Source organism: Halobaculum rarum (genome assembly GCF_040025155.1).
GTDB classification, from domain to species: Archaea; Halobacteriota; Halobacteria; order Halobacteriales; family Haloferacaceae; genus Halobaculum; species Halobaculum rarum.
On record NZ_CP157275.1, the window covers coordinates 1,105,990 to 1,118,173 of the forward strand.

The 12,184-nt window shown below is 65.4% G+C and carries 10 protein-coding genes and 2 pseudogenes; 2 read left to right on the top strand and 10 right to left on the bottom strand.

The features are described from left to right. Positions 1–121 precede the first annotated feature (121 nt). From ABJD39_RS05865 to ABJD39_RS05875, 3 genes are all read right to left on the bottom strand, one after another. The gene (locus ABJD39_RS05865) at positions 122–1,354 is read right to left on the bottom strand and encodes a tyrosine-type recombinase/integrase (protein WP_348613014.1); all 1,233 of its coding nucleotides are present in this window, start codon (positions 1,352–1,354) and stop codon (positions 122–124) included. 191 nt (positions 1,355–1,545) lie between these two features. After that, complete coding sequence (locus ABJD39_RS05870) at positions 1,546–2,412, bottom strand: SDR family oxidoreductase (RefSeq protein ID WP_348613016.1); 867 nt, start codon at positions 2,410–2,412, stop codon at positions 1,546–1,548. A gap of 88 nt (positions 2,413–2,500) precedes the next feature. Beyond that, the gene (locus tag ABJD39_RS05875) at positions 2,501–3,154 is read right to left on the bottom strand and encodes an NAD(P)-dependent oxidoreductase (protein WP_348613017.1); all 654 of its coding nucleotides are present in this window, start codon (positions 3,152–3,154) and stop codon (positions 2,501–2,503) included. A 113-nt stretch (positions 3,155–3,267) separates the two neighbouring features. Here ABJD39_RS05875 and ABJD39_RS05880 point away from each other — a divergent pair, with 113 nt between their 5' ends. Next, a complete protein-coding gene (locus ABJD39_RS05880) occupies positions 3,268–3,675 on the top strand; it encodes a winged helix-turn-helix transcriptional regulator (RefSeq protein WP_348613019.1) in 408 nt (135 codons plus the stop codon). A 117-nt stretch (positions 3,676–3,792) separates the two neighbouring features. On the opposite strand, the gene ABJD39_RS05885 is transcribed toward ABJD39_RS05880, so the two are convergent. Beyond that, entirely contained in the window at positions 3,793–4,926 is a 1,134-nt protein-coding gene (locus ABJD39_RS05885; protein ID WP_431357895.1) for a GNAT family N-acetyltransferase, read from the bottom strand. A gap of 114 nt (positions 4,927–5,040) precedes the next feature. After that, positions 5,041–6,198 (bottom strand): annotated as a pseudogene (locus ABJD39_RS05890) (CoA transferase); the annotation flags it as partial. A 272-nt stretch (positions 6,199–6,470) separates the two neighbouring features. On the opposite strand from ABJD39_RS05890, the gene dph5 reads away from it, so the two are divergent. Continuing rightward, entirely contained in the window at positions 6,471–7,283 is an 813-nt protein-coding gene (gene dph5, locus ABJD39_RS05895; protein ID WP_348613021.1) for a diphthine synthase, read from the top strand. Positions 7,284–7,315: 32 nt separating this feature from the next. On the opposite strand, the gene ABJD39_RS05900 is transcribed toward dph5, so the two are convergent. The 5 genes and pseudogenes from ABJD39_RS05900 to ABJD39_RS15015 all read right to left on the bottom strand — a co-directional run. Beyond that, on the bottom strand, positions 7,316–7,711 hold the full coding sequence (locus ABJD39_RS05900) for a PIN domain-containing protein (protein ID WP_348613023.1): 396 nt from the start codon (positions 7,709–7,711) through the stop codon (positions 7,316–7,318). Then, positions 7,708–7,956 (bottom strand): hypothetical protein, encoded by a 249-nt coding sequence (locus ABJD39_RS05905; protein ID WP_348613025.1) that lies wholly within the window; start codon positions 7,954–7,956, stop codon positions 7,708–7,710. Before ABJD39_RS05905 ends, ABJD39_RS05900 begins: the two co-directional genes overlap by 4 nt. A gap of 153 nt (positions 7,957–8,109) precedes the next feature. Next, on the bottom strand, positions 8,110–9,111 hold the full coding sequence (gene artA / locus ABJD39_RS05910; protein ID WP_348613027.1) for an archaeosortase A: 1,002 nt from the start codon (positions 9,109–9,111) through the stop codon (positions 8,110–8,112). Positions 9,112–9,277: 166 nt separating this feature from the next. After that, positions 9,278–11,689, bottom strand: a complete 2,412-nt coding sequence (locus ABJD39_RS05915; protein WP_348613029.1) for a BGTF surface domain-containing protein — start codon at positions 11,687–11,689, stop codon at positions 9,278–9,280. A 222-nt stretch (positions 11,690–11,911) separates the two neighbouring features. Continuing rightward, positions 11,912–11,977: pseudogene (locus ABJD39_RS15015) on the bottom strand (surface glycoprotein); the annotation flags it as partial. Positions 11,978–12,184: the final 207 nt, after the last annotated feature.

A 12,184-nucleotide genomic window follows, 5' to 3' on the forward strand; every position in this document is an offset into this window, starting at 1 on the left:
CGAGGGAACGTGTGGGCCCCACCCCCAACGTTCGGTCTTACGTACACTCCCTAAGGAGATATTGACAGGCGATGTCAGTAGCCCGGACTCGGAGTGACCGCTGGCGACAGTTGGACTGTGGTTACTCGGCCGTACTCATCCGTTCGAGAAGCGCGGTCTTGACCTCTGGATCATCGAGAAGGCTGTCGATAGCGTCGATCATCTCCTTGGTGCTGGCGTCCTCGGGATCCGTTTCGGCGTAGTCCTGCTTCACATCGTTCTCCGCCTCGGCCTCGAAATCGGCGGCCGACATACCCTTCAACGCGTAGCCACAGCGCATACAGTACGCTGCCTCCGGCTCATTGATCTCCTGACAGCGCCCGCATTTCCGAACCTGTGGCTCGTCGGTATCCTCCTCGGGATCCACCAGCCCGTGCATGGCGTCGTACGCGTTGTCGATGTCCCGCCCCGAGAGATGGACGTACCGTGCGGGTACATCCGATCCCTGGACCCATCCGAACCACGTATTGAGCTGTGCCTCTTTGAGGTGGTTCGCGAGATACGATGCCCGTGAGTGGCGGTAGTGGTGCGGGTTCGATGGCTTGTCGATACCAGCGTCTTCCATCGTCTTCTGGAGGATCTTGCCGCGCATGTAGCGGTAGCTAAGTTTGTCGTCGGGGCCGCCTTGCTGTATCTTGCACCACAGGGGGGCGTCCTTCGTGGGGTTCGGGTGCGCGTTCAACCACTTGTTTAGGTGTGGGACCGACTCTACCAGCGGTATACGGCGTGCACCTGTCTTGCCGTCAATGACAACCTTCTTGCCCTGCTTTCGGTCTTCGATGTCTCCGACGGTCAGGTCGATGAGTTCGCCGATACGAGCACCACTTTCGTACAACAGCCAGATAAATGCCTTGTCGCGAGGATTCTTCGCCGCATCGGCCTGCGCTTTGATATCCTCCATCGTGAGCAGATCCTTCGGGAGCTTGTCGCTCCCCGTGGAGTTGCTGAGCTTTATCCAAGAGACCGTCTCCGGTGCGTCCCCATCGTCGGCAGGGTCCATCCACTTCCAAAAGCCCCGAATGACGTTCTTGTAGGTATCGACGGTCTCGTCGCTATCGTACTTGTTCGTCACCCACTCAACGAGATCTTTCACGTCGGCCTTCTCCATCTCATCGAGGGGGTGGTCCTCGATGTGCTCCGCCACGATCTTCATGCGAGTCAGGTTCCGGAGGATCGTTGCCTCACTGAGACCGTCGAGAGTCTTATCGCGCTCGTACTCGCGGAGCAACGCCTTGTTCCGCTCGTTGATGACCTCGGAGTCCTGGATGTTCTCGGAGGTCTGCTTCCGACGTTTCTCGTAGTCGTCTGTGGGCATGTGCGATATATGACGTGAGGTACCAAAAAGGTTTGTAACCCTTTTTCTGTAAGCTCTCCACCGGCTTTCGCGTTACTTCGTTCCGCGAGGGTGTACAGTCACCCGATAGCGGCAGTGGTGCAGGCATTTTCGGGGTTTTTCGACACTCTCCACCGGCGGCATTCGGATCGGGTTCGGGGCCGCTAAACGGATCAGACCCCGTCCGCTTTCCGGAACTGGTCGGCGTGATCCTCGACGAACGTCCGTATGCTCCGCGGGCGTCGACCGAGGACCAGCTGACTGTCCTCGGTAACGCGAGCAGCCAGTCCGAGCCGTGCAGTGGTGTAGATGCCACACATGAGGGCGACGAACACGAGGGGCTCCCCGCGCCGGCGCATCCGTCTCCCGAACGTCAACAGGGACGGAGCCGGATACGAAATGGGCCGACCCAGAACGTCGCTGAAGACCGCGGCGACCTCCCCGTACTCCAGCGCCGCCGGTCCCGTGAGGTCGTACGCTCGATTCGCGTGGCCGGACTCGGTCAGCACGACCGCCGCCGCCTCGCCGATATCGCGCGCGTCCACGAAGCTGGTCCGCCCGCTCCCGGCCGGGACGAACACCTCGTCGCGTTCGACGATGTCGGGGCGGTGGACCTCGAGGAGGTTCTGCATGAAAAAGGACGCCCGCAACAGCGTGTCGTCGACGTCCGCCGCGGCGACGCGCTTCTCGATCCTGTGGTGGGGGATGAGCACGTTCTTCTCCGCGTCGAGTGTCGACAGGTAGGCGACGCGGTCGACGCCGACGCGGCCCGCGGCCTCGGCGAACGCTCCGACATCCGAGCCGTCCACGGTCGGCGGCCGGACGAGAAAGACGCCGTCGACGTCCGCCAGCGCGCGACCCCAGGTCTCTGGCTTCGTGAAGTCGAACGCGACCGGGTCGCCGGCGTCCGCGATCTGCCTCGGGACGGTTTCGGGATCGCGAACTCCGGCCCTGACGGCGACGTCGCGGTCCGCGAGCGCGGCGACCACGTGCCGACCGACGGTCCCGGTCGCCCCGGTGACGAGTATCGCCTCCGTCATCGGTCGGCCCTCCGAGGGGCGGGGACGACCGCGGATCCGGCCCGAACCGGGACTGAGCAGGACCCGGGACCGGCGTGTGCGAGACCGGTCATGCGTCCGCGATCTTCGGCATCTCGTGGACGTACAGGTCGTCCTCGAGACACTCGAGGACGAACTCGGCGACGTTCGCCCGCGCGGCGGCGTCGCGCATACCGAGCGCGAGGTCCGTCCCGTGGCGAAACTCGCCCGTGTGCGGGCCCTCGGTGAGCCGCGGACCGCGGACGACCGTCCACCGGGCGTCGCTGGCCCTGACGGACTCGACGTGGTCGACGGCGTCCTCGAGCGTCGATCGCGCCAGCAGCTTCAACAGCGACCCCATCACCTTCCCGCCGAGGCTCACCGACTCGCCCTCCTCGCGGACACCCGCGCCGACGAGCGTCACGAGCCGATCGACGCCGTGGCGATCCATGGCCGCGAGCACGTGTCGACCTGCCTCGGTCAGGAGGTCGTCCGGCCCATCGGAGCTCTGGCCGAGGACGCTGACGACGGCGTCGACCGGGTCGTCGCCGCCGATGGCGCGGTCGATGCCGTCGCCACGGTAGGCATCGCCCTCGATCACGCTGACCCGGTCATCGTCCCGGATCGCCGACGGGAGGCTCGTCGCGTCCCGGACGAAGGCGACAACCTCGTGGCCGCGGTCGAGCGCCTGGTCGACGAGCGGGCGGCCGGTTCGCCCGGTCGCGCCGAATACTGCGATTCGCATGCGCGCCATAGGTCCCCCGAGCGGTTATACTTGCAACTTCGAAGTTTCGAAGTATTGGATTGTTAGTCCGATTTCGACCAAAGATACAAATCGGCAAGTCACGATCCGAGTTCATGACCGAACCGAGCGACCCGCCGGAGGTGCCCGACCTGAGCGTGGGGCTGTCTCGCGAGGACGCCGTCGCGCTCCGCGAATCGTTCGACGCCGTGGAGCAGGACCGCATCAGTCGGACGGTCGCGGACCTCCTCGATCTCCTCGGGAAGACCCACACGATGGCGGTGCTGAGCGCGTTCGCGTTCGCCGAGGGGTCGCTCCGATTCAGCGACATAGAGGCCGAGCTCGACATCGCACCGAACACGCTGTCGACGCGACTGCGAGAACTGACGGACGCGGGGTTGCTCGACCGTCGGGCCTACGACGAGGTCCCGCCCCGCGTGGAGTACACGCCGACAGAGAAGGCCGAATCGCTGTTCCCCGTGTTCGCGCACCTTCACCACTGGGCGATCGAGCACGACCTCTGACGTCGAATTCTGTCGCGGCGTCCGGACTTCGAAGTCGGGAGTCTGCCGTGCCACTCCGGGATCGGTGTGCTCGCTGCCGTGTCCCGCACGGACAGCCGCGCCGGAGTCGACGCTCAGTCACCGGGTGTCGCGGTCGCTCAGCCCGAGCGTCCAGCCGTCGAGTGTCGAGAGGTCGGGAGTATCGAGCGCGTCGTCGAGCGGATACGCCACGAGCGTGCTCGGCGAAGAGACCCACGACAGCGGCGGCGCCGTATCCGGGAGGAATCCGAGCCGCAGGAGCGTCGAGCGCGCGAACGAGTCCTCGGCCGCCGCGAACACGTCCACGTCGTAGGCGGCGACGATCCGATCGAGCAGCGCACGCTCGGCCGCGAGTCGCGCGCGATCGGAGGCACCGTCCGTGTCGCCGCGGTCGTCCCCGGAGGTCCGCAACGGGAGCACGTCGACGACGGACGCGACCGCCGGGTCGGCTGCCTCGTCGTCGCCGACGACGGCTCCGAGCACCGTCCGCCCACCGCGGTCGACGGTGAAGGCGGTGTACTCCCACTGCGGGTTCCCGTATCGCCAGCCCAGGTACGCCTCGTCGCGGACGACGTGGAACTCGTCGGGGATCGAGCGCCGATACAGCTCCGAGAGCGTGTCGACGGGGATGTCGTGGTGGCGGCGAACAGTCAGATCTTCCGGCTCCCGGGAGATGAGCCCGGGGAGCCGGAGGAGCCCGTCGGTGACCGCCCGCCCGGCACGCGAGAGGGCTCCGTCGAGCCGGCCCGCGTCCACCCCGGCGAAGGCCACCGGGTCGGCGATCCGGTAACGGGTCGTGACACGACCGACCTCGCGCCAGCCGTGTTTGCGGCTCCCACGAAGGGTCGCGTGGTTAGGGTAGTTGAAGAACAGCGCCTGAGGTGCGTCGGCGTACGTCGACTTCATGTACTCGGTCATCCGCGAGAAGAGACCGCGGCGACGGTGGTCGGGGTGGACCATCGTGTCAGCCGGCTGGAGCGCCAAGAACCGCCGGCCGTTCCAACCGACCTCGAACGGCATCCCCGACTTCGTGCCCACGATGCGGTTCCCGTCGGTCGCGACGACGACCGCGACGTGGTCCGTGTAGGGGTCGTCCACGTACTTCCAGTCGAACCACGCTTCGCTTCCGCCATCGAGCACCTCACGGTGGAGCGCGAGATAGTCGTCGCGGTCGCCCGGCTCGAACAGCCGCACGGTGTACCCGTCGGAGTCGTGGCGAGCCGCGCGGGTCACGTGACGCTCCCCGATCCGGTGTCTTCGGTGATCGCGGACTCCCCCGTCGGCGGAGGCGGGCCCAGCCTCACTGTCGCCCGATCCGTCGGGTTCGGCGCGCGTGTCCGGTTCTGCGGCGACAGTCGCACTCTCTTCGTTAAACACCGCCTCCCGGTGTTCATCGAGCAGTGGGGCGCGCCCCCGCGGCTTCGTCGGGGTCGCCGTCATCTTGATCGGCGAGCCGGCGACGGTCGCGCGCTCGCCGCTCCCGGGATGTGGGAGATCGACGAGCATGTCCCGGCGGTCGGCGATTCCGCCCTCGAACACGTCAGCCACGTCCTGTACCGGGGCACACGGCACGACGGTGTCGAGCACGTCGAGCACCTCCTCGACGGTACGCTCGCGCGTCCACGCGGCGATCTCGGCGCGCAACCGCTCGCGGTTCGCGAGGCGGACCGACTGTTCGCGGTACTCGATCAAGTCCGGACGGTCGATAGCACGACACAACGCGTCCCACTGGCTCGGGCCGATGGCGGCGATGACGACGAGTCCGTCGTGCGCCTCGAAGGCGTCGTACGGGAACAGAACCGGATGGGCATTGCCGACGCGGCCGGGAACCTTGCCCGTGTAGGAGTACTGGTAGACGGTGCGCTCGCACATCGACAGCATGGCGTCGTACATCGAGGTGTCGACGAACTGTCCCTCGCCGGTGCGCTCACGGTGGTGGATCGCCGAAAGGATTCCCACGGCGCTGAGGACACCGGTGAACAGGTCGCCGATGCCGACGCCCACCTTCGTCGGCGGGTCGTCGGACTGGCCGTTGATCTGCATCACGCCGGCCATCGCCTGTACGATCAGGTCGTACGCCGGGCGAGCCTGTTCGGAGGTCGAGCCGGTTCGAGGGTCGCCGAACCCCCGGATGGCCGCGTACACGAGCCCCGGGTTGCGCTCGTGGAGGCGCTCGTACGAGAGGTCGAACCCCTCCATCGTCCCCGCGCGGTAGTTCTCGACGAGCACGTCCGCGCGGTCGACGAGCGTGAGGAAGTCTTCGCGGTCGTCGGAGTCCGTCAGATCGAGCTCGATGCTCGATTTCCCGCGGTTGACGCTTTGAAAGTAGCCGCCGTACGGCTCTTCCTCGCTGTCGAGGAACGGCGGCGTGCGGCGGACCCAGTCTCCGCCGGGCGGTTCGACTTTCAACACGTCCGCCCCCATGTCCGCGAGCAGCATCGTACAGTACGGCCCCCCGAGAACGCGTGTGAGATCGAGCACCGTGAGGTCGTCGAGGGAACCCATGGTACAGGTGATCCGGTCCCTGTGTATTGTTAGGAGGAACCCGATCAGGTCCGTGTCGCTTGTTAGGAGGGGAGGAACCCCGAGTACGTGGGTGATATCTCCCGCGGGCGTTCACGTGCGAACGAATCGTCCGGAACTGACGAGCGTGCCCTCACCGTTAGTCGACCGGTACGTGCCCGGAGAACCGGCCTGAATCGAGCCCACGCGGCACCGTTCTGGAGTCGGTCGCCGCGGAGCGAAACCCCGAAGCCGTCGACCCGTCAGATCCGGGTATGCTCACTTTCATCGGCCTGGGGCTGTGGGACGAACGCTCCGTCACCGTCGAGGGGCGGGAGGCGCTCCGAACGGCCGACCGCGTGTTCGCGGAGTTCTACACCAGCCGGCTCGCGGGCACCACCGTCGAGGATCTCGAAGCCCACCACGGCGTCGGCATCGAGGTCCGCGATCGCGCGGGCGTCGAGCAGGACCCGACGCCGATCCTCGATGCGGCCGCCGAGGGGGACGTCGCCTTCTGCACCGCCGGCGACACGATGATCTCGACGACGCACGTCGACCTCCGTGTCCGCGCGGCAGAACGCGGCATCGATACCCGGGTGATCCACGGGATCACCGCCCAATCGGCCGCCTCGTCGCTGACGGGGCTGCAGAACTACCGCTTCGGCAAGGCCGTAACTCTGCCGTTCGAGTACGCCCACGGCGCCGATGGAACCCCCCGGAGCGTGATCGATGGAATCGAGGCGAACCGCGAGCGCGGGCTTCACACGCTGGTGTATCTGGACATCAAGGTCGCCGGCTCCTCCCCTGCCGGGCCCGCGGAGGGCGAACCGGACGAGTACATGACCGCCGACCACGCCGCCGCCGCGCTGGCCCGCGACTGGGACGAGGACGTCGTCGGGGTGGCAGTCGCGCGAGCCGGGAGCCCCGAGCCGGTCGTCGCCGCCGACACGCTCGCGGCGCTGAGCGAGCGCGACTTCGGCGACCCGCTGCACATGCTCGTGATCCCGGGGGAGTTGCACCACCTGGAGGCGGAGGCGCTCGCGGAGTTGGCCGGGTGTCCGCGTGACGTGTTGCCCGGGTCGGAGTGAAGGCGAGTCAGCACCGCGGATTGTGGCTTAGTTTAGTAGGGTTCGACCGGAACGCCGAGCGCCTCGAAGTCATCGAGGTTGTCCGTGAGAACCGCTTCGTCGAGCACCTCCGCGATCGCAGCGATGTACGCGTCGTTCGGGCCCACACCGGCGTTCCCACCCGAGCGATCGTCGGCGGTTGCAAGTAGTTCCCCGGCCGTCCGAGCGATCTCTTCGTCGATATCGACACGAGGATACCCCAGAAGTCGGTTTCGGACCTCCTGTTCGGTCGTGTCACTTCCAGCGGTCTTGACACCGTAGTACGTCTCGGCGACGACCGGCGTCGGCAACCACTGCATCTCACCGTTCTCTGCGAGTTCCGCGCCCTTCTCGAAGGCGTCGGGGTCGTTCGCCATCAGGTCGAATAGGTACGACGAGTCGATGATCATTCCGGTGAGCCCTCGCGCTCGAACGCGTCTCGCGCGGCGTCGAGGCGGTCCCGGTCGTTACCCCGTAACCGGTCGACAGCCTTCTTTGCGTCCGCAGCCTCCGCTTCGGTCAGGAGCCCGGCGACATCGTCCGGGTTCGGACCGCGTGTCATTCGCCGTAGCGTCTCCTCCATCGTTTCGTCATCCCGCTTGTGGGCGTGCAGCCACTCGTGGTACTCCTCCGAGACACGGATCGTCTTCACCATGCAATATATTCGGATATATGCGTCTAAGAGCGTTTCGCCAGGGTCGACAACGGCCTTCATCCACGTACAGGCAAATCGAGATCTCATCGACGAGGTGCTCTCGGAGTTTCGGCGGTTTGTCCAGTGGGCCGGACGAATTCGTCGCTGAGGCCGTTACAGTTCGTCGGAGTCACTGCACCCGCCGTCAGTCTGCACCGGCTCTCTCGGCAGGTCCAGCGACTCCAGCAGGTCGTACTCCTCTTTGGTGACCATGTACAGCACGTCCTCGATCACGGTGACGAGTTCGGGCAGTTCGCGGACGACGAGGTAGGTGACGCCGACGAGCGCGACCACCGCGAGCACCTGCGAGATGACCCGGTCCGAGAGAAAGAACGAGACCATGTACGGGTCCGAGGAGCCGAACAGGAACAGCACCTCGTCGACGAACAGCTGGAGGTACTGGTTGCCGAAGGTTATCCCGATGAACGTGGTTCGAGCGATGTTGAGCAGCCAGATGATCGGGATGGAGACGGCCAACGCGCGGATCTTCCGTCCGAGGGGGGCACGCACCGCGGCGATGAGTCCCGCGAAAATAGCCATGCTCCCCAGCCCGGTGCACGCGAGGACGATCTCGAACAGGAGCCCGTGGCCGTCGGCGGTGACGAACCGGTAGGCGTTCTGATAGCCGAGGATCGGTCCCTCGACCAGCGCGGGTTCGTAGCCGAACTGCGCCATCGCCCAGCCGGTCTGGTCGGTGACGACAAGGATGAGGGTGCGCTTGAGCGGCTCGATCGACTCGAACGGGAAGTAGACGATCCCCATCGCGGCGACCGCCCGCGAGAGCACCAGCAGCGAGTCGCGGCCGTTCCACAGCAGCCAGCCGGCGTACAGACAGGCAGGGACCGCGAACAGGGAGAGCACGCCCTCGACGTAGCTCTTCTGCGTGAACGCGAAGTGCGGGAACAGCGCCAGCCAGAAGGCGGCGAACAGCACCCAACCGGCGGTCGCGAGCGTTCGCTCGGGGGGCGTCTCGAACGCGTCGAGGCGCTCGCGGAGGGTCGCGAACGCGCCCGTGTCGCCGCCGACGCGACGCCGACGGACGTACTCGACGCCCGCGCCGGCGAGGAACGTCGCGATCACCACCCACCCGAGCAGGTCGGTGTAGATGCTCGCCATTCGTTCGGAGAACGGTGCTGTCGGGTAAAGCCCTTGTCGTCTCGTGTGTCGCGGACGTGGAGGCGACGTGATCGACGGCACCGTCGCTGGTCGGTGTGAGCGCGTCGAAAGAATGGGTCCGCGTGAAGCGGAAGTGACCGGGTTACGGCCGGTCAGTCGTGGTTAGTTAGTTGTCGCGGCGGAGTGCCAGCAGCGCAGCGCCCATGAGGGCGATGACTGCGAGCACGGCGCCGAAGCCGGGCGTCGACGTGGACGTTTCCTCGTCGCCGCCGTCGTCAGCCTCGGTGGCCGTCGGCGTGCTGTCGTCAGCCTCGGTGGCCGTCGCAGTCGCCGTCGCCGTCGCGGTTGCCGTCTCCGTACCGTCGTCGGACGCGGTGGCCGTTGCGGTGCCGGTGGCCGGCGTCTCCGTCGAGATGCTCTCGACGAGCACACCGTCAGCCGACACGGAGACTGCTGCCTGCTGCGTGGACGCCTCGAACGTGTCGCCCGCAGCGTTGTCGCTCAGATCGTACGAGCCGTTGAACGTGCCGTCCGCCTGGACGGTCACGGTCTGCGTCTCGATGAAGCGCGGCTCGGTGTCACCAGTGGACTGGACGCGGAGCGTGAACTCCGTCCCGGGCGCGACGTTCGTCGTGCCCGAGACCGTGGCGTCCTCACCGGCGACAGCTTCGACCTCGTCGTCAGCGTTCGTGTCGAAGTCGAACTCAGCGTCCTCGACGCTGAAGTTCGCCGAGGCCGTCTGGAACTCGTCTGCGCGCTCGTCCGCATCAGCGTCCTCGTCGATGTCGAGGAGACGCTGGTCCTGGACGGAGATGTCGACGTTGACATCGTCACCGTCCTCGAAGCCGTTGGCTTCGAGCGCGGCCGTGTCGACGAAGACGAAGTACTGCTCACTCGACTCGTCGTAGACGACGGTCATGGAGTTCGCAGCATCACTGGCGTCAGTGAATGCTTCGGAGAGGTCGAGCGTGGTCGGATCCTGGTTCGCGCCAGGGTTCTCCTCCTCGAAGACGACGTTCAGTGCCTGCTCGTCGTCACCGAATCCGTTGTCCTGCTGGGTCGCCTCGTAGAAGGCAACCGTCGTCGAGTCGCCGGAAGCGCTGGCGTTCTCGATGAGACCCTGCAGGCCGCCTGCTGCGCTGACCTGGTGGACCAGGATGTCGTCGCGCGGTCCGTCGGCAATCGCGACGGAGTCAGTCTGCACAACCTGGTCGTTCTCGATGGCGTCGAGGATCGCCTGCTGCTCGTCGACGTCGTCGTCGGCGATGGCGTCCTCAACGTTATCATACGTGGTCTGGCTCGTGCGCCAGAGCGTCTGCTCGGGCGCGGTCCGCTCGTTCACGATGAGCGTGCCGACGTTGTCCGGGTTGTCGGCAACGGACTCGTTGTCACCGACACCCACAGACACGAGGTAGTCGCCCGTGTCGAGGATGTCGCCGAGGCGCTCGTAGTCCTCAGAGGCCGGGTTGGTCAGCTCGACCTCGTCGTCAGTGTCGTCGCTGTCACCAGCGAGCGTGACGACGGTCTTGTCGGTCGAGTTCAGACCAGCCGTGTAGGTGTTGAAGCTGAACGTAACTTCGCCGTCATCGTTACCGTCGGTGACGGAGACGTTGGCCTGGTAGCCGTCTTCTTCGATGTCACCAACGAGCACGGTTGCGTCGCCGCCCTCTGCGGCGTCGTTCATCGTGACGGTGAACGTCGCGATACCGCCCTGATTGGCGCTGACGGAGCTCTCGTCGAGGTCTGCCTCACCCTCGCCGACGTCCGCCACATTGATCGAGGCGTCACTCGTGACGCCCGTGTCGACAACCTCGAAGGTGAAGTTGTACTGACCCTCGTCGACGTCCGCGAAGTCAACCTCGAAGTCGCCGTCCTCGACACCCTCAATGATGAACTCCTCGTCGTCCTCGCGGACGGTGAAGGAGTCACCGAAGATGTCGTCAAGCTCGTCATCGTCGTAGTCGAGTTCCTCGGACTCGACGATGACTTCGTAGCCGTCGCGGTTCCCGTCGATTTCGAGGTCGGTCGTCGTCTCTCCCTCGTTATCGACCGAGTCGTCCGCGAACTCGGCGGAGAACTGCTGTTCGACGATCTCGAGGGTGTTGTTCGTCGTATCCGTGACGCCCGGACCGCTGATGAAGTAATCACCGGTCTCGAGGCCCTCGGAGCTGATCTCGACGAGCTCACCGTCCGCGTTCGTGGTGTAGTCGTTCTCGAACGTGCTGGAGGTGATGTCGTCACCGCTGGTCTCGTCGACCGAGCGCAGCTGGTACTCGGTGTTCGGCTGGAGCGTAGTCGCGTTGAACGCCTGGCCGGAGTAGATCAGCGAGACATCGGTCTCGCCGTCAGCCTCGTAGACGACCGCGTCGTCGTTGGCGTTAGCCGGAGAGGTGATGTCGAACGTCGGCGTGATGGCAGTGGCATCAGTGCCACCAGCGTCGTCAATGGTGACGGTTACGCCGTCATTGGGAGCGACGTTCTCGAGGTCGTGAGTGACCTCAACCGTGACCGTACCGGTGTCACCGGCAGTAGTACCGTTGACATCAAGCGTGACCGTGTCAGCGTCGACACGGGTCAAGTTGTCAGCGGTGAGGCTGGCATTAGCACTGACACTATCAACACTGTCAATGTTGCCGGTGGCAAAGTCAATCGTAATCTCTTCGTCTGTTCCGTCAGATGTCGCGTTGAACGTGATCGTCTGCGAAGCAGACGCGTCACCAGCCGCGACGTCGGTTACGTCGCCATTGGATAGGCTAGTAACATCTGCGGCGGCTGCTCCGGAGAACGCGACAGTGCCAGCGAAGACGCTGAACACCATCAGCGCTGTCAGGAACAGCGCGCGGATTGTATTGTTGTTGTCTGTCATGATTTGCTTAGGTCGCACCGCAAGCGGCGACAACACCGTTCGCCCACACCTGCCGCAGAACGCCCGCGACGCGGACTCGGCGAGGGATACTTCCTGCTGTCACCATGGGTAGGGGTACGGGCATAACCACCACCGGACCTTATAAATGTCTTGTGGTAAATACGGGAGCGCGTTAACTTCTCACACACCCGATTTCGGGGGGTAGCG

What these genes read in the sequence shown, in the direction of transcription:
- ABJD39_RS05875 (WP_348613017.1), bottom strand. Translation starts at nt 3,154, where the DNA reads ATGCGAATCGCAGTATTCGGCGCGACCGGGCGAACCGGCCGCCCGCTC.
- ABJD39_RS05880 (WP_348613019.1), top strand. Translation starts at nt 3,268, where the DNA reads ATGACCGAACCGAGCGACCCGCCGGAGGTGCCCGACCTGAGCGTGGGG.
- ABJD39_RS05865 (WP_348613014.1), bottom strand. Translation starts at nt 1,354, where the DNA reads ATGCCCACAGACGACTACGAGAAACGTCGGAAGCAGACCTCCGAGAAC.
- ABJD39_RS05900 (WP_348613023.1), bottom strand. Translation starts at nt 7,711, where the DNA reads ATGATCATCGACTCGTCGTACCTATTCGACCTGATGGCGAACGACCCC.
- artA (WP_348613027.1), bottom strand. Translation starts at nt 9,111, where the DNA reads ATGGCGAGCATCTACACCGACCTGCTCGGGTGGGTGGTGATCGCGACG.
- ABJD39_RS05870 (WP_348613016.1), bottom strand. Translation starts at nt 2,412, where the DNA reads ATGACGGAGGCGATACTCGTCACCGGGGCGACCGGGACCGTCGGTCGG.
- dph5 (WP_348613021.1), top strand. Translation starts at nt 6,471, where the DNA reads ATGCTCACTTTCATCGGCCTGGGGCTGTGGGACGAACGCTCCGTCACC.
- ABJD39_RS05905 (WP_348613025.1), bottom strand. Translation starts at nt 7,956, where the DNA reads ATGGTGAAGACGATCCGTGTCTCGGAGGAGTACCACGAGTGGCTGCAC.